At 64.6% G+C, this 20,950-nt stretch carries 18 protein-coding genes; 13 read left to right on the forward strand and 5 right to left on the reverse strand.

The genetic code is table 11. The annotated features are described in order from the left end of the window. The 3 genes from ACLL97_RS04225 to ACLL97_RS04235 form a co-directional block, all read left to right on the forward strand. On the forward strand, positions 1-297 hold a 297-nt coding region (locus ACLL97_RS04225; protein ID WP_411279228.1), incomplete at its 5' end, for a hypothetical protein. Then, positions 294-728, forward strand: a complete 435-nt coding sequence (locus tag ACLL97_RS04230; RefSeq protein ID WP_411279229.1) for a type II toxin-antitoxin system VapC family toxin — start codon at positions 294-296, stop codon at positions 726-728. The genes ACLL97_RS04225 and ACLL97_RS04230, both read left to right, overlap by 4 nt. A gap of 30 nt (positions 729-758) precedes the next feature. Continuing rightward, positions 759-3,401 (forward strand): protein kinase domain-containing protein, encoded by a 2,643-nt coding sequence (locus tag ACLL97_RS04235; protein ID WP_411279230.1) that lies wholly within the window; start codon positions 759-761, stop codon positions 3,399-3,401. A gap of 6 nt (positions 3,402-3,407) precedes the next feature. Here ACLL97_RS04235 and ACLL97_RS04240 read toward each other — a convergent pair whose 3' ends face one another. Further along, positions 3,408-4,565, reverse strand: coding sequence for a hypothetical protein (locus ACLL97_RS04240; RefSeq protein WP_411279231.1), 1,158 nt, complete (start codon positions 4,563-4,565; stop codon positions 3,408-3,410). Positions 4,566-4,672: 107 nt separating this feature from the next. Here ACLL97_RS04240 and ACLL97_RS04245 point away from each other — a divergent pair, with 107 nt between their 5' ends. Together ACLL97_RS04245 and ACLL97_RS04250 are read left to right on the forward strand one after the other, a co-directional pair. Further along, positions 4,673-6,628 (forward strand): hypothetical protein, encoded by a 1,956-nt coding sequence (locus ACLL97_RS04245; RefSeq protein WP_411279232.1) that lies wholly within the window; start codon positions 4,673-4,675, stop codon positions 6,626-6,628. Beyond that, the gene (locus tag ACLL97_RS04250) at positions 6,625-6,882 is read left to right on the forward strand and encodes a hypothetical protein (protein WP_411279233.1); all 258 of its coding nucleotides are present in this window, start codon (positions 6,625-6,627) and stop codon (positions 6,880-6,882) included. Before ACLL97_RS04245 ends, ACLL97_RS04250 begins: the two co-directional genes overlap by 4 nt. A gap of 131 nt (positions 6,883-7,013) precedes the next feature. On the opposite strand, the gene ACLL97_RS04255 is transcribed toward ACLL97_RS04250, so the two are convergent. Next, positions 7,014-7,493 (reverse strand): Uma2 family endonuclease, encoded by a 480-nt coding sequence (locus ACLL97_RS04255; protein ID WP_411279234.1) that lies wholly within the window; start codon positions 7,491-7,493, stop codon positions 7,014-7,016. Positions 7,494-7,599: 106 nt separating this feature from the next. Then, positions 7,600-8,097, reverse strand: coding sequence for a CIA30 family protein (locus tag ACLL97_RS04260; protein WP_411279235.1), 498 nt, complete (start codon positions 8,095-8,097; stop codon positions 7,600-7,602). Positions 8,098-8,388: 291 nt separating this feature from the next. On the opposite strand from ACLL97_RS04260, the gene ACLL97_RS04265 reads away from it, so the two are divergent. The 4 genes from ACLL97_RS04265 (at position 8,389) to ACLL97_RS04280 (ending at position 15,331) form a co-directional block, all read left to right on the forward strand. Beyond that, positions 8,389-8,619, forward strand: coding sequence for a FitA-like ribbon-helix-helix domain-containing protein (locus tag ACLL97_RS04265; RefSeq protein WP_411279236.1), 231 nt, complete (start codon positions 8,389-8,391; stop codon positions 8,617-8,619). Then, a complete protein-coding gene (locus ACLL97_RS04270) occupies positions 8,610-9,053 on the forward strand; it encodes a type II toxin-antitoxin system VapC family toxin (RefSeq protein WP_411279237.1) in 444 nt (147 codons plus the stop codon). The genes ACLL97_RS04265 and ACLL97_RS04270 overlap by 10 nt, the downstream gene beginning before the upstream one ends. After that, on the forward strand, positions 9,050-11,710 hold the full coding sequence (locus tag ACLL97_RS04275) for a protein kinase domain-containing protein (protein WP_411279238.1): 2,661 nt from the start codon (positions 9,050-9,052) through the stop codon (positions 11,708-11,710). Before ACLL97_RS04270 ends, ACLL97_RS04275 begins: the two co-directional genes overlap by 4 nt. 924 nt (positions 11,711-12,634) lie before the next feature. Next, the gene (locus ACLL97_RS04280; protein WP_411279239.1) at positions 12,635-15,331 is read left to right on the forward strand and encodes a protein kinase domain-containing protein; all 2,697 of its coding nucleotides are present in this window, start codon (positions 12,635-12,637) and stop codon (positions 15,329-15,331) included. A gap of 8 nt (positions 15,332-15,339) precedes the next feature. Here the strand turns inward: ACLL97_RS04280 and ACLL97_RS04285 are convergent, their stop codons facing one another. After that, entirely contained in the window at positions 15,340-15,858 is a 519-nt protein-coding gene (locus ACLL97_RS04285) for a hypothetical protein (RefSeq protein ID WP_411279240.1), read from the reverse strand. 23 nt (positions 15,859-15,881) lie between these two features. Then, positions 15,882-16,373: a plasmid mobilization protein gene (locus ACLL97_RS04290; protein WP_411279241.1), complete on the reverse strand. Its 492-nt coding sequence runs from the start codon at positions 16,371-16,373 to the stop codon at positions 15,882-15,884. 380 nt (positions 16,374-16,753) lie between these two features. Here ACLL97_RS04290 and ACLL97_RS04295 point away from each other — a divergent pair, with 380 nt between their 5' ends. The 4 genes from ACLL97_RS04295 to ACLL97_RS04310 all read left to right on the forward strand — a co-directional run. Continuing rightward, positions 16,754-18,994, forward strand: coding sequence for a protein kinase domain-containing protein (locus tag ACLL97_RS04295; protein WP_411279242.1), 2,241 nt, complete (start codon positions 16,754-16,756; stop codon positions 18,992-18,994). A gap of 112 nt (positions 18,995-19,106) precedes the next feature. Further along, positions 19,107-19,313: a type II toxin-antitoxin system VapB family antitoxin gene (locus ACLL97_RS04300; RefSeq protein WP_411279243.1), complete on the forward strand. Its 207-nt coding sequence runs from the start codon at positions 19,107-19,109 to the stop codon at positions 19,311-19,313. Then, positions 19,310-19,684, forward strand: a complete 375-nt coding sequence (locus tag ACLL97_RS04305) for a type II toxin-antitoxin system VapC family toxin (protein WP_411279244.1) — start codon at positions 19,310-19,312, stop codon at positions 19,682-19,684. The genes ACLL97_RS04300 and ACLL97_RS04305 overlap by 4 nt, the downstream gene beginning before the upstream one ends. Beyond that, the coding region (locus tag ACLL97_RS04310; RefSeq protein WP_411279245.1) for a serine/threonine-protein kinase at positions 19,677-20,950 on the forward strand (1,274 nt) is incomplete at its 3' end. The genes ACLL97_RS04305 and ACLL97_RS04310, both read left to right, overlap by 8 nt.

Consider the following 20,950-nt stretch of genomic DNA (forward strand, 5'->3'; position numbering starts at 1 on the left):
CTTTCCGCCGCGGCAACCTTGCCCATACTGACTGATATGGGTATGCTGTATCACATGAAAACGACGATCGATATCGCCGACGCGCTGCTGGCGCGGGCCAAGCGCCACGCGCAACGATCGGGCCTGCCATTGCGCGCTGTGGTCGAGGAGGGCCTTCGCCGAGTGCTCGCCGCGGACGACGCACCGACGACGTACGAGCTGCCCGATCTGAGTGTCGGTGATGCGCGCCGTGACAACCCGCTCGAAAGCCTGTCGTGGCCCGAACTGCGTGAGGAGATCTACGGTGGTCGGCGATGATCGCCGTCGACACCAACGTGCTCGTCTATGCGCATCGCCGTGAAGTGGCCGAGCACGCGGTCGCGCAGGACCGCCTGCGCGCCATGGCCGAAGGACGCGACCCGTGGGCCATCCCGTGGCCATGCGTATACGAGTTCTTCAGCGTGGTCACCAACCCCAAAATCTGGCGCCAGACCGCGAGCACATCCCAACAGGCATGGGCGCAACTGGAAGGGTGGTTCGCCTCGCCAAGCATTCGATTGCTCGGCGAATCGCAGGGGTTCACCAGCGTGCTGTCCGGCTTCGTGCGTCGCCCTCGCGTGCACGGGGCGATCGTGCATGATGCGCGCATTGCCGCGATCTGTGTCGCACACGGCGTCGAAGCGCTCCTGTCCCGCGATCGCGACTTCTCGCTATTCCCCGAACTGGATGTTCAGAATCCGTTTGCCTAGCCAGTCCCCGCGGAGTGGCCACGAGTGACCATGACTGACACCGTCCAGCGACTCTCCGACGCACTCTCCGACCGCTACCGCATCGAGCGTGAACTTGGGCAGGGTGGCATGGCCACCGTGTACCTCGCGCACGACCTCAAGCACGAGCGCGATGTCGCGATCAAGGTGCTGCTACCGGACCTGGCCGCCGCGCTCGGCGCCGAGCGCTTTCTCACCGAGATTCGCACCACGGCCAACCTGCAGCACCCGCACATCCTGCCGCTGCACGACTCGGGCGAAGCGGGCGGCTTCCTGTTCTACGTTATGCCGTTCATCGATGGGGAGACGCTGCGCGCGCGCCTCACGCGCATGCGGTTGCTACCGATTCCGGAAGCGATGCTGATCGCGCGCGAGGTGGCGGACGCCCTCGCGTACGCGCACGGACGCGGAGTGATCCACCGCGACATCAAGCCCGAGAACATCCTGCTGCAGGGCGGACACGCATTGGTCGCCGACTTCGGCATCGCGCTCGCCGTGCAGAGCGCGGGCGGTTCGCGCATGACGCAAACCGGCCTAAGCCTCGGCACGCCGCAGTACATGTCGCCCGAACAAGCCCTGGGTGAACGCGCCACCGACGCGCGCACCGACGTGTACGCGCTCGGCGCGGTGACGTACGAGATGCTCACCGGCGATCCACCCTTCACGGGAAGCACCGTGCAGGCAATCGTGGCCAAAGTGCTTACCGACAGGCCAACGCCGATTCGCACGACACGCGACACCGTGCCCGCGCACGTGGAAGCGGCGGTGATGACGGCGCTCGCCAAGCTGCCAGCCGACCGGTTCGACGGCGCGAAGGCGTTTACCGATGCGCTGGGCGACGCCCGCTTCACGTCATCACCGGGTTCGCCCGCGATGACCAGGCAAGACACGCACACGCAAGCGATGCCACGCTCGGCGCGCCTTATGCTGGTGGGCGCCGGCGTGATCGCAGTCGCCAGTGTGGCCGTGGCGGCGTGGGCGTTGCGACGCGCGGGCTTCGAATCGAGTACGCCGGCGGTGCAACTTACGCTCGAAGTGCCGAACGCGAACCCGAAGCTGGATCAGTTCGCGATCTCGCACGACGGTACACGCTTCGCGTTTTCGACCAACGAAGGCATCGCCCTGCGGGATGTGGGGCAGCGCGAGTACCGCATGCTCCCCAACACCGAGAGTGGCGAGTCTCCGGCATTCTCGCCCGACGGCGATTGGATCGTGTACCATGTGAATGGTCGCCTTCGTAAAGTACCGGTGGCCGGGGGCTCGGCCATCCCGGTGATTGCGGGCGATTCGGTCCTTTCTGGTCGTGTAACGTGGGGCGCGGATGGCACGATGGCGTTCGAGACGGGCGGACACCTCGATATCATTTCGCCGAGCGGTGTGCTACGTGCGCTTCCGAAGACGCAGGGCGGCGCGTCGCCGCATCTCATGCCCGACGGAAGCGGCGTACTGTACGTGAACGAACAAAGCGGCTCCAAGTTGTTCTACTACGACTTCAAAGCCGACACGGCCGTCATGCTGGTTAATGACGCGTCGGAGGGGCAGTACCTCGAAACCGGACACATCGTATACGGCTCGATCCTCTCGGGGCTGTACGCGATTCGTTTCGACGCGGCCAAACGAGCGGTCGAGGGTACGCCGATTCCGGTCGTCCTCGACGTGCAAGCGAACGGCCGAGTCACGCCGTTTGCCATCTCGGCCAACGGCACGCTAGTCTATCGCGCCGGAGTAGAGCCGGAGTCACGCATCGCGGTGCGCGATCCATCCGGGCGTATCGACACGCTCCCGCTTGCGCCCAAGACGCTGAGCTACGTTCGCTTCTCGCCCGACGGCAAACAGCTCGCGCTGACGGTCGGCTCGGGGCGCGGCACCAATCGGCATACGGCCTTATTCGACTTCGAACGCGGCACGCTCACCCGATTCACGCTCGAGGGCGGCGGCCATTCGCCGATATGGTCGCCGGACGGCACACGGCTCGCCTTCACCATGGAAGGGCCCACGACGGACGCCGAGGACATGGCGGTGCAACCGGTGGACGGCAGCCGCCCTCCGATGCTCATGCCGCGGATGCCTAACGATCAGCATGCCACCTCGTGGCCCAACGAGACGACGATTGTGTTCTCGAATAATACGACGCCTCGCACATTGGGCGGTGCCCTCGCGGGCGGTATTACGGGGCTCGTGAACCCGGTAATGAGCGCCAAACCGCGCCTCTACCTGTCCGCCGTTTGGGGTGAATTCGAAGCCACGGTGTCGCCCGACGGGCAATGGATCGCGTACACCTCACGAGAGACGGGGCGGAACGAGGTGCAGGTGCGGCGATTCACGCAGCCGGAGCCGACGGGAAAGTGGAAAGTGACCACGACCGGCGCGCATCTGCCGCGATGGTCTGGCGATGGGCGCACGCTGTATTTCATCAACGGCGAACAAACCGAAGTGCAGGCGGTGGCGGTCATGCCGGGCGCGGAGTTCTCGGTGGGCGCTGTGCGCACGATCATGAGTGGCAAGGAGATCGGGCAGGGGTGGGACGTGGATCGCACCAGCGGGCGCATTGCCGTCACTGTGCCGGTGACGCAGGCCGGGGTTCGCATGGTGGTCATCCAGCATTGGCTCGATTCGTTCGCGCGGAAGCTGGCGCAGGTGGGAGGATGGAAGTAGCGCGCCCTACCGCATCACACCCGGAATCGTCGCCAGGTAGATATCACCACGGAAGTCTTCGGCCATGCACACACCGCGCGGCGCGGCCGTCGCGATAGAAATGCTCGAGATCGCACAGTGCGACGGCAGCGTCATGACGCGCTGCGGTGCACCGCCCGCCGTGCCGCTCACGCGCAGCAGCGATGGCGCTCGCGCTCCTGATTCCCACGCGCCGAAGTAGATAAAACCGTCACGTGACCACGAGAGCTTACTCGACCGCAAAACCGCAGGAATCGGCGTCAGCGCGCGAAAACGCCCGGTGGCAAGCGACACGGCGCCCAGCAGGAAACCCGTCGGCGTCCGTACTGTCACGGCAAGTTCCTGCTCGTCTGGACTGAGTGTGCCGCCGCGGAGCAGTTGCAGCGAGTCGGCGATGGGCAGAATTTTATTCGCGCCGCTCGTGCCGTCGGTCAGAGCAATATCGTGACCCGCAATGCCGACTGTAACGAGACCATTCATCGCGCGAGGCAGCCGCGCTTCCTGTCCCGTCGGTTCTGCGGTTCGACGGAGGACACGGCGTTCGCCAGTGTGAAACTCGTAGGCGAACGTGGTGTCGCCTTCTGACTTCGTAAACGTCACGCGACGCCCATCGTGCGAGATGGTCACTAGATCATAGCCCGGACCGCTGCTGTTCGTGAGCGCCTCGTCGTCCGCCACGCCGTTCGGCGCTTCGTTGAGTGCCAGCCGATAGAGGTCATCGCCGGCGGAATTACCACGAACGAAGTACAACGTTCGTCCATCAGGAGCGATCGCGGCATTGCCGTACCACGACGTCCCGGTCGTTACCGCGCGCGGCGCAGTGCCTCCCGCACCGATGTCGAATATCCACTGGTCCTGTCGAGCGTCACCCGAGATGAACAGCAGTCTCCCCGTGCGTGCAGCAATATCGAACTCGCCTCGATACAGCGTGGGGACGCGTGGAATGACGGCAACAGGCAACCGAGCGAGGTGACCCTCCTTATTGACATCGATTCGCACAAACTCGTCGTCACGGGCTGGTGCCGGCAAGAAGGCGAACAATGCCGATCCGTCGGGCGCCCAATGAATCGTGCGCCGCATACGCAGCGGGAGTGAGTCCAACACCGTGCCGTCGCGCGCGATCAGCAGAATGATCGACTCGTTCATGACTGCAACGCGTTTTCCGTTGGGAGACCACGCGATCCCGACATAATCGCGGCATGGCACGGCAATGCTGTCAACCACACTCCCGTGGCGGCGACAATGATCTGCGCGTGCATCGCATTGGCCGACGCGAGTGGCAACACGAGGATCGTATCGCCGGTCGCGTGCACATCGAAGGCTCCCCGCACGCCCACCCGTCGCGTCGCCCCGCCGAGACGGGGTACCAGAAAGATCCCGCTGCGGAGCGAGTCCAGTGTGGCGTCGATGACCAGACTGGTCGCGCTGGCCAGCTATCGCACCGCGCGAATCGACGGCACGCGCGTCCGGTGAGCTCGTTGGTATCAGCACCTATCCCCGCGACGAATGGCGCGGATTCACCATTCCTCTCACCCAACGGGGACGAGGTCGCGTTTTACCGCAGCAACCCCAACGCACTCCACCTCGTGTCGCTGCGCGGCGGTCCGCGGCGCTCACTGGCGACCGATTCAACGGTAGCGCTGGGCGGTGATTGGGGGCCGGACGGCGCGATCTACTTCACGCGCGTCAACGGCATAGGACGACTGCCGGCCGGCGACGGACCGGTTGAGGAAGTGACGCGACTGGACAAGCCGAGCAGTGACGTCGCGCATGCGTGGGTGGACGTGTTGCCCAACGGCAAGGCCGCGCTCTTTACGATCACGCGCGCCACGAGCCGTCTGTATGACATTGCCGAGGGCGGACTGTTCGCCGTGAGCTTCGACGAGAATTCGCTCACGACAAACGGCGCAGTGATTCCGATTGCGGCGGGGTTGCCGATCGGGGCCAATGGCATGGGCAGCTTTGTACGGTCAGCGGATGGCACTCTGCTGTACGGAACGGGCGCAGCCACCGAGTCACAGCTGCTGGTGTGGGTGGACCGTACAGGGAACGAGCAGGTCATCGACTCTGCGCCCGGCGTTCGGTACGGGTCACTCGCCCTCTCGCCCAACGGCAGGCGCGTGGCGATGGACGTCAACAGCCCAAGTCCGATCTTGACGAAAGACCTCGAGGGCGGGCCCACGAGTATCCTCACCACCGACGGGAGCAACATTCACCCTTCGTGGAGCGTGGATGGTCGCTTTGTGCGGTTCACTCGCACGGCGCCGAGCGGGCCGGTCGGCTCTGTTCAGCGTCGTGCCGACGGTAGCGCGGCGACGGAGCAGGCAGTCGCTGTCAGCGCCTCCGTTGCGAACCGCAAGAGCCGCCGCTACGTAGTCAGTCCGAACGGAGAGTGGGCGGTCTTTGAACTCCACGATGACAGTCAGCAGCTGGCGTCGCTCATGGCGCAACGGCTGAACGGAGACACGACCGCGATTTCGGTGGGAGCACCTTCACCGACCACGCGCCACGTGGCGCCGAGAGTGTCGCCGGATGGCCGCTGGTTGGCGTATGTGAGTACCGAGGGCGAGGGCGCTAAGCCGGAGGTCGCGGTGACGCCCTTCCCCAACACCACCACGTCTCGGGTGCAGGTGTCGGTGAGCGGCGGCGTGGAACCGCTCTGGTCGCGCGATGGCCGTGAATTGTTCTACACGGACAGTGACGGCTTTCTGCTGTCGGCGCGAATCGCGACGACGCCCGACTTTCGCGTCGCGAATCGGACGCGCTTGTTCAATCGCGAGCGCTACCCGTACGCCATCTCCGGTTTGCCGTACTACGACATCAGTCCGGTTGGCACCCGGTTCATCATGTCACGTCCCGCGCGATCGGCGAACTCGGAGCGGCTGGTGGTGGTGCTCAGTCTGTCGGCACGAACGCCAGCACCGGCTTCTCGGAGTTTCACAACACCCAAGCAAGTGCGGCGATCGAAATGTCGGCCGAGTACAACTTCTATCACTGGCGGGAAGCGACGAGTCGGCAGCTGTTGGCGCTCGTCACAATCGGGCAGCGTTACTTCGACTACGAGCAGCCGACCATCTTTGCCTACACGACCGAAAACCGACCGGTTGCCCGCGCTATTCTGGCCACGGAGTCCCGTCAAACATGGGGCAACATCGATGGCTCCGTGCGCTACACGCGATTCCTGCACAACGCCGATACGTCCAGCGTGAGCTTCAACGGGCGCACCAATATTCGCCTCACGCGTGGCCTGTCGCTTGAATTGCGCGGCGACGCTGCCCGGGTAAACGACCAGCTCTTTCTCTCGCGTGGCAATGCTACCGACGACGACGTGCTGGACGCGACGCGTCAGCGTGCCTTGGCGACCTCGTTTCGTTTGAGCGGATCCGTGGGGATCAACTTCACCTTCGGTTCGATCTACAACTCGATCGTGAATCCGCGTTTGGACGAACTGGGACAACCCTAAGCGCTGCCGAGACTGCGCATGGCTGGCGCGACGGACCTCGAGGGCGGCTCGGGCGCGGTCTCGTCCACGCGTCGAGTCGGCGCCGGCGCAATAGCGGCGCCATAAAACAGCCTTTCCCTCCACGAACACCCTTACCGCAGTGCCTCATCGAAGAACGCTGGGAGCATGAACACGAACGGCTGCGCGGCATCGGGATTGACCACCCAGTACTCGCCCACCCCGTCGCGCAGATAGAGCTCGCGCTTGATGTGGTAATCGAGGCGTGGATTGCTGGGTGATACGACTTCAATCGCCAGCAGCAAGTCGCGGAGATCATACGGATACGCGGGCCGCTTGCCGTCGGTGACGCCCACAACAAACACATCGGGTTGCACGCGATTCCGCGTGCGGTCACCGCGCCGAACATCGGCGGGCGAGATCATGGCGCGTCCGCCGCTGAGTGGCTTGAGATACTCGCGTAGCAAGGCATGCAGCTCGCCGACGACCAGCTGGTGTGTGTCAGCGGGTGCCGGCGTCACGTGCAGCTCACCGTCGATGAGTTCGTAGCGCTGGCCGTCGTCCTCGAGCGCATCCAGCATCTCGACGGTCCACTCAATCTGTATCGCGGGCATGCCATACGTTACGGCACTCGTCGAGAGGGTGGCAAGGGTGCATGGCACACGATGGCGGGCACCCGTCAGCGGCGCGTCATCGCCTCAGCACGCCACGCGGCCGATTCTAGTCGTCAGCGACGTACGCGCAGATGTAGTCCACTTCCAAACGGAACGGCCCGTCGTTGCCGTCCGCCATATACAACCCCACGCCACGGATGCGCGCGAGGTCGATCGGCGCGGCATTCACTTCGCGTCCGAAGATGGTGCTCCGCAGCGTGTTGAAAGGCACGCGTATCAAGGTCCACTCCGTTAGTGACGGGAACGGCGCCCTACGGGAGACACGACGCCCGTAGCTTCGCAGGCCATCATCAACTTCGACCTCGAACTGGCGCCCGCTGCCGCGTACCCGAAGCTCGATGCCGACCTGCCCCGTGAGGTCGATGGCACGTCGAGCCCGCACCGAGGTGAAACCGCCACCCTGCGTTACCAGCGTGCCGGTGAAGCGGAGGGTGCCTGCCTCGACGGCCACGAAGCCAGCAGAGCGACCACCCATCACCCCGTCGTTGACGACGTCCCATGAGGCTTCGTTCGCATCGGCGAACTCGAAGAGCGCTTTCGCCATGGGTACCTGTGGTGGACTCGGCGAGGACCACCCGCTCGCCCCAAGCACGAGGAGTAGGGACGGCAGGACGCGCCTGGTTGCGCGTGACAGGCGCCACGTGCTCGGGCGGATCGGGATGCTGCCTGAATCGGTCAGCGGTGTGCTCTCGAGGGGAACTGCAGATCGAAGCTGCGCCGTGCTGACGGGGTTCCGAGAGGATCACATCAAGCTCTGCCTTTTGCGCGAGGCGAACGTCAAAACTTGACGGAAATTGTGAATACCTCCAATATGGAGGAAAACGGAGACCGTTATATGGCAATTCTGAATATCAAGAACCTTCCGGACGGCCTGTACGAGCGTCTTAAGGCGCGCGCCGAGCAGCAGCATCGCTCGGTGGCTCAGGAGGTTACGCATATCCTCGATCAAGTGCTCGGCGGCGCGGAGCCGCTTTCGATTCTCGAACTACAGGGTCTCGGAAAATCCGTATGGTCCGGCGTGGACGCGGCGGCGCACGTGGACGCTGAGCGCCGCCTGTGGGACTGACCGAGGCGGTTGGTAGGGGCCCCGTGGCCGTGGACACGGCCCTGTTCATCTATCTCATCGAAGAGCACCCGCGATTCCTCGCTCCCGTGCGGGCATTATTCGCGATGGCGGACACGGGAGCGATCAAAATCGTGACGTCTGCGTTGACCCTGCTCGAGGTGCTGGTAGTGCCCTTGCGTACGAACGACCAACGATTGGCCGCGCAATACGACGAGTTACTCACCCGGTCGCGCGGCGTTCGCTTGGTCGATCTGTCTCGTGATCAGCTGCGGACCGCCGCGCGATTGCGCGCGCAGCATGGTGCCCTTCGCACCCCCGATGCCCTTCAGCTCGCCGCCGCGATCAGCACGGGGTGCACGACGTTCGTGACCAACGACCGGCGGATGCCGGCACCGCATGATCTGCGCGTGCTGCAGCTTTCGGAGTTCACATGAGCGCGCCGGAAACTCTCGAGCGGCTGCGCGCCGCCTTGGCCGGCAGCTACCACGTGGAGCGTGAACTCGGCGCTGGTGGTATGGCTACCGTGTATTTGGCGCACGACCTCAAGCACGACCGCGACGTCGCCATCAAAGTACTGCACCCCGACCTCGGTGCGGCGCTCGGTGGCGAACGGTTCTTGAGCGAGATCCGCACCACGGCGCGGCTGCAGCATCCGCACATTCTCGGACTGCTCGACAGCGGAGCGGCCGATGGCCTGCTGTATTACGTGATGCCATACGTGCGCGGCGAGACGCTGCGCGCGCGGCTCGATCGCGAGACGCAGCTGCCGGTGTCCGATGCCTTGGCGATTGCCACCGCGGTGGCGGATGCGTTGGCCGATGCGCACGCGGCTGGCATCATCCATCGCGACATCAAACCCGACAACATCCTGCTGCAGCAATCGGCCCAAGGCACGCATCCGCTGGTTGCGGATTTCGGTATCGCCCTCGCTGTTCAGCAGTCGGGCGGTGCGCGCATGACGCAAACCGGCCTCTCACTCGGCACCCCGCAGTACATGGCGCCTGAGCAGGCGATGGGCGACAAGCAGGTGGATGCGCGCGCCGACATCTATGCGTTGGGCGCTATCACCTACGAGATGCTCGCTGGCGAGCCGCCGTACACAGGAGCGAACGCGCAGGCGATCGTCGCCAAATTGCTCACCGAGGCACCGCGCCCACTCGCGATCGTGCGCCCATCGGTGCCCGAACATGTAGACGCGGCAATCCTTGTGGCGCTGCAGAAGCTTCCCGCCGATCGCTTCGCTACGGTGCAGGAGTTCAAGGCCGCGCTGCTCGGTGCGGGCTCGTCGCGCACCTTGATCAGCGGCGCACGCACAGGAACTGCATCGCGCACGGCGTCGCGCAACCGGTGGCTGCCGTTCGTGGCGGCGCTGGTGCCGATCGCCGGCGCGGGTGGCTGGATCGCGGCGCGCGATGGTGCAGTGGCGAATCAATCGTCTCGCCGCGTGGAGTTTGCGTTCAACGCCGGCCCGTCTGCGTTCGCGAAGGCGGCCATCGGCATGTCCCCCGATGGGCGGTCCGTGCTGCAGGCGATCGTCGATTCCGCCGAGGGCAGCATCCTCGTGCAACGACTGGTCGGTTCGCCCGACATCGTTCCCGTGAAAGGCTCAGGTGGCGGGTCGGCGCAAGCGTACTCGCCTGACGGACGATCGATCGTGTTCGTAGCGGACGGACGCGTGCGCAAGATTCCGGTGGAGGGCGGCACCTCCACCGTCCTTGCAGACACCGCCAATCCCGCCACGCCGGCGTGGGGCGCCGACGGCTTTGTCTACTACGCCAGCAGCGCATCGGCGGGCCTCGCGCGCGTACGCGAGACCGGCGGTGCCATCGAGACGGTCACCAAGCCGAATCGCGCGCGCAACGAACTGGGACACTGGCATCCCGCGATGCTTCCTGACAACAAGGCGGTCCTGTACGGCGCCTACGCGTCGCCCGTCCAGCGCTCGACGATTCAGGTGGTGGAGTTGGCGACGGGTCAGGTGACGACGATCATCGAGAACGGGCTCTTCCCTCGATATGTCGAGCCGGGATACATCCTGTTCGGTCGCGGAAACACGGTGTTCGCGGTGCCGTTCGATGCCAAGGCACGCAAGGTACTTGGCCCTGCGGTCCCGGTCGTTGAAGACGTGGCGTCGCTGCAAACCGATGGCTCCGTCGGCTACGACGTGTCGCGCGCGGGAGATCTGGTGTACCTCAAGGCCAGCGAATCTGTGGAGCGGTCGCGGGTGGTGTGGGTGGCGCGTGACGGCACGCGTCGTCCGGCTTTCGCCGACGAGGCCGGCTGGGCCGATCCGCGTCTTTCACCCGATGGACGCTGGATTGCGCTAACGCATACGCAACCCGAGCCGTGGTCGCTCTGGCTGTTCGACCGTCAGCGCGGGTCGCTGGCGCAACTGAGCAACGCGAATGGGGCGAATTTTGCCGCAGTCTGGGCGCTCGACAGCAAGTCGCTCTATCACGCCGTGGAAACTCCCGCCTACGACTTGGGTCGAACTTCGGTCGACGGGGCGCAGGTCGACACCCTGCTGCGCAGCAACGATGACAAACATCCCACAGGCATCGCCCCCGACGGACGCACACTTTTCTACACCGAGATCAAACCGAGCGAGAACGGCATGCTCCTCGATCTCGCGAGCAAACGAACGACGCGCATTGATGCGACGCACGACCAGCAGATGGGCGGAACGTTTTCGCCCGACGGACGCTGGATTGCGTACAGTGAGCGACAAGCGGACGGACGCTCGCAGGTTATCGCACGGCTCATCGGCGGTGGCTCGCGAGTCCAGGTGTCGATCAATGGCGGCGACCAGCCGCGATTCACGCGCGCTGGTCGCGAGATCGTCTTTCGGAAGGGGCGCGAGGTGTACGCTGCGACGTTCGAGCCCGCGACAGGCAGTCCCGGCCGCCCCGCCCTGCTTTTCCAGCTGGCAACGGTTGGACGCGTGGCGAACGGTCGAACCACCGGCTACGATGTCACGCCCGATGGATCGGAATTCCTGATGATCGAGTCGGTTGAGCAGCCGGGCGCGCTGCCGACGCGCGTGATTCTGGGGTGGCGCGAGGAGCTGATGCGTCGGGTGCCGCGGAAGTGAGCGGTGGTATTTCGGGATGTCGTGTGGCTACATCCCGGCACACACGTACGTAGAACCGCGTTACGGTGGCCGACCATCGAAATGCACAAACATGCTGCAGACGCTTCGCGGAGGCTCGACTGTTTCTCGGCGGGATAGGTTCAGCGACTGATCCGTGGCCGCGATGCCCTCGGTACATCGAGAACGGGCCACGCAGAGCAACGGAGAACGCAGAGGCGCAGCGGTCGTTTGCCGATAGCGCGGTTATACACGGAAAGCAGGCGAATAAATGAGTACTGGATTGTGGATCTCGACTCACGCCTCCGGGAGCGATGGCTGCTCGGCGACGAGCGGCCACCGCATCCGTTGGAGCCGTTCCTTCTCGAGGTGTTAGGGCCCGCGTAGTACGAGGTGGCGTGCACGAGGTGGCGTACACGAGGGAGCGGATCGCGAGCGTATGCAGGAGCGCTAGGAATGAGCGGCGCTCCTAATTCCTGGCGCTGTCAATTCCTGGCGCAGTTCGCCGTCGAGATCACACACCTCACCGTAGCGTCTCATCGAAGAACGCCGCAACCTTGAGCACGAGCGGCTGCACAGCGCCTGGCCGCGACCATTCGATGCGCTCGCTTGATGTGGCAGTCGAGGCGGGGATTGCTGGGCGATACGACGTCGACCGCCAGCCGCAATCGTGGAGATCGTACCGATACGCGGGCCGTTTTCCGTCGGTCACGCGCAGCACGAACAGATCAGGGTTGCACGCGCTTGCTGGTGCGACCCGAGCGCCGAACATCGGCGGGCGCGATCATCGCGCGCATAGCCACGCCGGAGTTTCCATACGTTCCGGCACTCGGCGGGAGAGTGGCGAGGGCTCATGCCACACGCCGCCGGAGTGTAGTTTACGCCATCCTCAATGCTTCCAGTCCAGAAAGACACGGAGACCGTGGCGTGAGCGCGTACGAGACGTCAGAACGGCTTCGCGTCGCATTAGCCGACCGCTACACCATCGCGCGTGAACTCGGTGCCGGTGGCATGGCGACGGTCTACCTTGCGCGCGATCTCAAACACGATCGCCTCGTCGCGCTGAAAGTGCTCAAGCCCGAACTCGCCGCCGTCATTGGCGGTGAACGGTTCTTAAGCGAAATCAAAACAACCGCCAACCTGCAGCACCCGCACATTCTCGCCCTGTTCGATTCAGGCGCCGTGAACGGTACGGTGTTCTACGCCATGCCGTTCATCGACGGCGAATCGCTGCGCGACAAGCTGGACCGCGAGAAGCAACTCCCCATCGACGACGCGCTGCGCATCGCGCGCGAAGTCGCCGACGCGTTGCAGTACGCCCACGAACGCGGCGTCATTCATCGCGACATCAAGCCGGAAAACATTCTGTTGCAAGGCGGCCACGCCTTGGTGGCCGACTTCGGCATCGCCCTCGCCGCCAGCACTACCGGCGGCGCGCGCATGACCGAGACCGGCATGAGCCTCGGCACGCCGACGTATATGAGCCCCGAGCAGGCGATGGGCGAGCGCACGCTCGACGCGCGCACGGATATTTATGCACTCGGCTGCGTGCTGTACGAAATGCTGGTGGGTGATCCGCCGTTTACCGGTAGCACCGCTCAGGCGATCGTGGCGCGCGTGCTTATCGGCACGCCGGAGTCGCTCACCGCGCAGCGAGGCACCATTCCGCCGCACGTGGAAGCGACCGTGATGACGGCATTGCAGAAGTTGCCGGCCGATCGCTTCGCGAGTGCGAAGGCGTTCAGCGAGGCGCTGGCCAATTCGTCATTCACCACCGCCGGTACGGCGCACCACCTAACACGCGGCCCGCAACCGGCGACGTCGCGTCGCACGGTTAGCGCACTGGCGGCCGTCGCGCTGCTCTCGGTTGCGGCCGCGGTGATCGGCACCACCGGTTGGATGCGCACCCGACGAACGCCGGAGCCGGTGGCGGCGCGTTTCGCCATCGAGCTGCCGGAGGGCATCGTCTTCGGGAGCTCGGCAAGCAGCAGGCGCCGCATGGGCATCACTCCCGACGGCTCGCAGGTCGCCTTCGTCACCTCGACGCCGTTCGGTTCGACAGCAGCGAACGCCGTGTATGTCAGGCGTGCCAGCGAACCGGTCGCCGAGCGCGTGGGCGGCACCGATAGTGCCACGTCGGTCAGCTACTCCCCAGACGGAAAGTGGTTGCTTTTTACCACGGTGCGCGGGCTCAAGCGCGTTCTCTCGGCTGGCGGCGTACCGCAGACGATCGCGAGCGTGCAGGATCCACGTCAGATCTACGCCGCGTCGTGGGGAGAGGATGGTCGGATCGTATATGCGTTGGCCAGCTATGGGCTCTGGGTCGTGTCGGCCGACGGTGGTGAGCCTCGCCGCCTGACAGCGGACACACCTCCCGGCGACAGCGCGATCATGTTGACGGAGCCAGACATCCTCCCAGGGGGGACGCATGCGCTGGTGTCCGTTGTAAAAGGCTTTAATTCATCGACTCGCTCCAATTCACTAGGCCTCCTTGCATTGGCCGACGGCCGGGTGACCGACCTTGGCGTCGTTGGTGAGGGCCCAAAGTTCGTGAGCCCCGGGCAGGTGGTGTTCCATCGCGGCTCCACGGTGTTCGCGGCGCCATTTTCGGCGCGATCGCAGAGCGTGTCGGGTCCCGTCATCCAGTTGGTGACTGATGTATCCGATAATGTGGGCCCCTCCGATTTCGCGGCGGCGCGAAATGGCGCGTGGCTCGCGTATCAGACCGGTTCCGTCGACGTCCCCACCACGATGTGGGCCGTGGACCGGCGCGGTCGCGAGCGGCAGCTCACCACCCCCGAAACGAAATCGTATGCCAACGGGCGCATATCGCCGGACGGTCGTCGGGTTGTGCTTCGGGTGATGGGGGGCGCGTTCAACCGCGGCGATCTCTGGATTTACGAGATTGAAGGGGGCGCGATCTCAAAGCTCACAACCGACGGGGCGAGCTTTCGGCCCGCGTGGTCGCGTGATGGATCCACGCTGTTTTATGTGAACGGAAGAGGGGACTCCTCGCGCATTGCGTCCCGCCCGTGGGATGGCAGTGGCGTGGAGACCATTCATCTCCGGCGGCCATTACTCGCCGAAGTGGAGCCAGGACTGGCACATACATTCTTCGCGATTCGCACGCTGATTCCGCGAGACATTTACCTCGCGCCGGCAGACTCGTTGTCGAAGCTTCGCCCGTTCCTCACATCGGCGGCGGAGGAACGCAATCCGGCCATTTCCCCCAACGGACGCTGGTTGGCTTACCTGTCTGACGAATCGGGGAAGCTGGAGGCGTACATACGGCCGTTGCCCGGCCCGGGTGCGCGCGTTCCGGTCTCCATCGGCGGCGCAACCCACGCGCGCTGGGCGCCGGATGGCAAGGCGCTCTTCTATCGCAGCCCCAAACACCTGATGATGGCGTCACTCGTAGAGACACCGCAGCTCGCGGTCACGCGCCGTGATACCCTCTTCGTCGACCCGTACAGTCGAGCCTCCGGAGAGACGAACTTCGACGTGTTCCCGAACGGCAACGAATTCCTGTTCTTCAAGTCGGTCGAAAGTCGCAACAAGATGTACATGATCGTGAACTGGCAATCGATGCTGACCACAGCCGCGGCGGCGGCGCGCGAGCCGTAGCCGGACTGCTACTCGCCGAGCAGCTCTTCGAGCGCCAATCGGGTCTTGAGTGGAATCGCCGCCTCGTCGAAGTAACGGAGTGTAATGGCGAGCGCCTCGGCGGCGGTGGTGATGTTCAGGTAGCGCAGTAGGAATCGCACGTCGTCGAGGTCGTGGAACTCCTCGCCGAGTCGCATCGCGGCACATTTCAGCGCCAGCAGGTAGCTGGGTTGCGCGACGAACAGCTGCAGGTGCGAGTGCTCGATGAACGGATCGAATGTGCCTCGCGGGCTGAGCCAGCCCTTCACGGCATCGTTTAGCCACGTCTCGGGAACATCGGCCAGGGCCGCTACTCGCGCGGCGGCTTTGCGCACCTCGGTGGCCGGCTTGAACCAGCCGTCCACGTCGCGCGTCGCGGCACGCGCGTTGAGTGCGGTGCAGAGTACGGCACCACCGACCAGATAGACCTCACCATGCGTGTCGGTGGTCGCCAGCTCGGTGTTGAGGAGCGAGAACAAGTGCAGGATATCGGCCTTGGAGAAGCTCACCGGCGTCGAACGATTCCCATCGTTCATACGCGCGCGCCCACCGCGGAGTCGATGAAGATGTTACGGCGCTTGAACGGCACCGGTGCCGCTCGGAGCAAGTGCAACCGCAAGCTCTTGAGCGGCGTGATGAAGTGCGGCGCGTCGAGCGGGGCGACACTTGCCGTCCATGAAGGCGGTGCCACCGCCTTGGCGTGGGCCGCCAGTTCGACCATCGCCGCCACGTAATTGCGCAGATACGGCGTGAATGCCGTGAGGTCGGCCTTGGCGACCGCGGGCACGAATACCAGCGGCGCCGCGTCGTGCAGGAAGTCGCTGAGTTCAGCCAGCGCGTAGCTGGGAGTGGTCGCCTGTGCGAGCGTGGCGAGGATCCGGCTGAAGCGATCCGACGACTCGGGCAGTACGCGCGCGAGGACGTAGCTCGAAACGTCAGAGCCAGCGGCGCGGGCCTGTCGTTTGAGCTCGGCCTTCTCCTGCGGCGTGACGCGGATCTGGAGTTGCGCGGTCTTCGCAGTCATCAGGGAAAGCTGTGCTGGCCGATGCTTAATGTCAATACACTTGTCAATACGGTAAAACCGAACGCCGCCTGGTCGATGACATCCGTTTAAAAGTCGACGCGCAACGGCAGCGGAGCGACTCACCGGACCACGTTGCGGGCACGCTGATGCCTCTTCACATTAGACGCGATCCTTGATCGCCTCGAAGAACTGGTGGATGTCGACGACCGTAACGCGACCCTTCACGAGCAGACGCGGCCATCGTCCGCGCTGTTGACCAAGCTCGGGCCGCACAGCTCGGCGGGTCCTCGAAATCAGTGGTAGGGCACCGACGCAGCGTCGCTGGGGCTTGCCGGTCATGACCATGTCTTTCTGCTTCGCGCCTACCGGGGACTGACCACATGCAGCAGCAGCGCGCCCAACTTACCGCCGCCCTCGCTGACCGCTACCGCATCGAGCGCGAGCTCGGCGCCGGTGGCATGGCCACGGTGTACCTCGCCCACGATCTCAAGCACGATCGCGAGGTCGCGATCAAGGTGCTGCGTGAGGAACTCTCCGCCTCACTCGGCAAGGAGCGTTTTCTTCGCGAGATTCAACTGGTCGCGAAGCTCAGCCATCCACATATTCTCCCGCTCTTCGACTCGGGTGAGGCGAACGGCGCGCTCTTCTTCGTGATGCCGAACGTGAAGGGCGAGTCGCTGCGTGATCGCCTCGACGCCGAGGGCACGCTCCCGGTACACGACGCGGTGCGCATTGCGCAGGAAGTCGCGAGCGCCCTCGATCACGCACACCGTCATGACGTCGTGCACCGCGATATCAAGCCCGAAAACATCATGCTGCAAGACGGTCACGCGCTCGTGGCCGACTTCGGCATCGGCAAGGCGCTCTCCGAGACCGACAGCAACACGCTCACGCAAGCTGGGGCCAGCGTGGGCACGCCGGCCTACATGAGCCCGGAACAGGCCGTTGGTGAGACCGTAGACGGGCGCAGCGATCTCTATTCCCTAGGCTGTGTGCTGTATGAGATGCTCGCCGGCGAACCGCCGTTTACCGGACCGAACGTGCAGGCCGTGATTGCCAAACGTTTCGTGCAGATCCCCGCCGACATCTGCGCGTTGCGGGAAGGCGTCCCCCGGTCGATCGCGCGCGCGCTCCAGCGCGCATTACAACGCACGCCGATGGACCGGCCGGGTACAGCGGCGGAGCTGCTCACGGCACTGCGCGTGGTGGAATCGACGAATGTCAAAGCGGCGAACGCCCCACCTGCGCAGTCCATCGCCGTGCTGCCGTTCGAGAACCTGAGCACTGACCGCGAGAACGAATTCTTCGGTGATGGCATCGCCGAGGATATCATCGGCGCACTGACACGCGTGGCGGGACTCCACGTGGCCGCGAAGACGTCGGCGTTCTCGTTCAAAGGGAAGCGCGATGTGCTCGCTACGATCGGCGAGACGCTGCACGTTGCAACGGTTTTGCAGGGCAGCGTGCGCCGCGCGGGCAACCGTGTCCGCATCAGTGTGCAGCTCGTCTCTGTCACCGACGGCTATCACCTCTGGTCTGAACGTTACGATCGTGAGCTCGTTGATGTTTTCGTCGTGCAGGACGAGATCGCCGGCGCGATTGCCGCTCGACTCGAACTCACACTGCGCCCGCTGGCCGTGGCCAACGAGCAGGCCTCACCGGCGCAGGTGCAAGCATACGATCTCATCACCGAAGGTCGCTCGAATTTGGCGAAGCGTGGCGTGGCAGTGATCTACGCCCGCACAGCCTTCGAACGCGCCATCGCGCTCGACCCGAACAACGCGCTCGCTCACGCGATGCTGGGTGACGCGATTCGCCTGAACGCCCAATACGGGTTCATCTCCGCCGACGAAGGGCTACGACTGGGCAAGGCTCCGCTCGAACGCGCCCTCGAGCTTGACCCCAACTGCGCCGAGGCAATTGGTACACTGGGCATGCTGAGCCTCAACTTCGATGCGCAACCGAAGCGCGCGATTCCACTGCTCGAACGCTCACTCGCGCTCAATCCGCGGCAGAGTGAACTGCGCGCGCTGTACGCGCATTGGGGTCTGATCAACACGATGCGGGAGGATGCACGGGGTCTCGAAGAACTCGCCCGTGCGGTGCGCGATGATCCCCTCAGCAGCTTCGTCGCCGTCGTGCACGGCGTCGGCCTGTGCGTCACCGGACGATACGACGAAGCGAAGGCAGAGGTGCGGCGCGGGATCGCGCTTGATGCGCAGGCGTTCGCGGGCTACGCGATGGGCACATTTATCTATGCGTGGGCCAATGATCCCGAGGGCACGTTTGAGATCGCCGAGCGAGGGATGCAGCTCTTTGGGCGCCACCCGTGGTTGTTGCAGGAATTGCCTGGCATGTATCTGCTACGCGGGGACCGTCGACGCGCCGAGGCGATCTACGATGAGCTGAAAGCTCGCGCGATCACGAGCAATGTCCCGCACTATTCGCTGGCCGTCGCCGCGCTGCGGCTTGGGCACGTCGACGAAGGGCTTCGAGAGGCACAACTGTCAGCGACGCTGCGGGATGCGATCGGCCCCATTTGGGCGCGGACGCCGGGCTTTGAGTCATTACGCGAACATCCGGGATTTCAACAAGTTCTTCAGAACTTGGGGATGGTATGATCGCACGGCGACGAGCCAGGCTGGTCGCATTCCGTAATGCCGGACGGCGATGCGGCGCCGAACGCCGTTCATCGGGTTGCGTGATATGGGTTGAACGCACATACTCATACATATGAAAACGACTCTGAACATCGACGACCACCTGCTCGACGAGGCGCGTCGTCTCACGCGCATCGACGAAAAAACCGCGCTGGTGCGCGCGGGGCTCGAGGCGCTGATTGCCCGCGAAAGCGCGCGCCGTCTCGCCGCGTTGGCCGGATCGGAGCCCGAGTTGGTTGCGGGCCCCCGCCGCCGAGCGTCGGCGCGTGCCACCGGGTGATTCTGGTCGACACGTCCGTATGGATCGAGCACCTGCGGCGCGGTGACGCGACGCTGGCGGCGCTCCTAGAATCCGCAAGTGTCCTGACGCACCCCTTCGTCGTGGGGGAACTGGCGTGCGAATCGTTGCGACCGCGCAGCGAAGTGCTCCGTCTGCTCAGCGACTTGCCGATGGCTACCACGGCCACGCACGACGAAGTCATGCAGTTCATCGCCGCGCAGAGCCTCGGCAGTCGCGGCATTGGGTATGTGGATGTGCATCTACTGGCGTCGGCGGCAATCGACAAATGCAGGCTCTGGACCCGCGACAAGGCGTTGGGTGCACAGTGTGCACGTCTTGGCGTTGCCTTTGCTCCGGTACACCATGCCTGAGATCATGTCGCGATTGGCCGAAGCCCTGAGCCGTAGCTACACCGTCATCCGCGAGCTCGGCGCCGGCGGCATGGCTACCGTGTACCTCGCGCACGACGTCAAGCATGAGCGCGACGTCGCGATTAAGGTGCTGCACCCCGACTTGGGTGCGGCACTTGGCGGCGAACGGTTCTTGAGCGAGATCCGCACCACCGCGCGACTGCAGCATCCGCACATTCTGCCGCTGCTGGATAGCGGAGTGGCCGACGGCTTGCTGTACTACGTCATGCCACTCGTGACGGGCGAGACGTTGCGCGCGAAGTTGGAGCGCGAACGTCAGCTGTCGGTGGACGATGCGGTGCGCATTGCACGCGAAGTCGCCAGCGCGCTCGAACATGCGCACAAGCAGGGCGTGATTCATCGCGACATCAAGCCCGAAAACATTTTGCTGCAGGACGCCAGCGCACTCGTCGCCGATTTCGGCATTGCGCTCGCGGTGCAGCAGGCTGGTGGACAACGCCTCACGCAAACCGGACTTTCGCTCGGTACGCCGCAGTATATGTGCCCCGAGCAGGCCACGGGCGAGCGCGTGATCGACGCGCGCAGCGGTGTGTATGCGCTCGCGGCGGTCACCTACGAACTGCTGGCCGGTCAGCCGCCGTTCACGGGCCCGAGTGTACAGGCCATCGTGGCGCGCCTCATGACGGAGGAGCCGCGATCGCTCTCCGTGCAGCGCAAGGCGGTACCGCCGAGCGTGGACGCGGCGGTGCTCAAGGGGCTCGAGAAGCTGCCAGCCGATCGGTACGCGACGGCGGGCGAGTTCGCCGCCGCGCTTGATGGCCGCCTCACGCACGCCACGTGCAGCGTGCGCGCTGTGCAGCGACCGGCGTCGCGGTTGCTCACGCAAAGCGTTGAGGCTGTAGAAAAACCCGAATTTCGCAGCGCGCGAGTGTGCGCGGTGATGCGAAAAAGCACGCCCAGTATTTTCAACAACTCATTCGGGCATTTCGACGAGGAAATTCGGTCGTCTTGTGGCTGTACGTGCGCTTCGCGGCGTGGTTTCTCACGCCGCATCTCCGGTGTTCGCCAGTTTTTCGATGTGGTGCACGAGGCAAAAGAGCAGCCACTGGCCGTTGACTTTCGTCCGGCCGCGCAGCGTGAAGCGATCGAGCCGCTTGTTGTACAAACACGGGCTCCACCGTGCCGAAGCGTTGGCCGTACTGCTCGCGCCCCGCTGGCGTATCGAGGCGCTGCTGCATCCGCTTCGTGTGCGTCTCGGTCTCTGCG

This window comes from Gemmatimonas sp., from assembly GCF_046594945.1.
Classification (GTDB): Bacteria; Gemmatimonadota; Gemmatimonadetes; order Gemmatimonadales; family Gemmatimonadaceae; genus Gemmatimonas.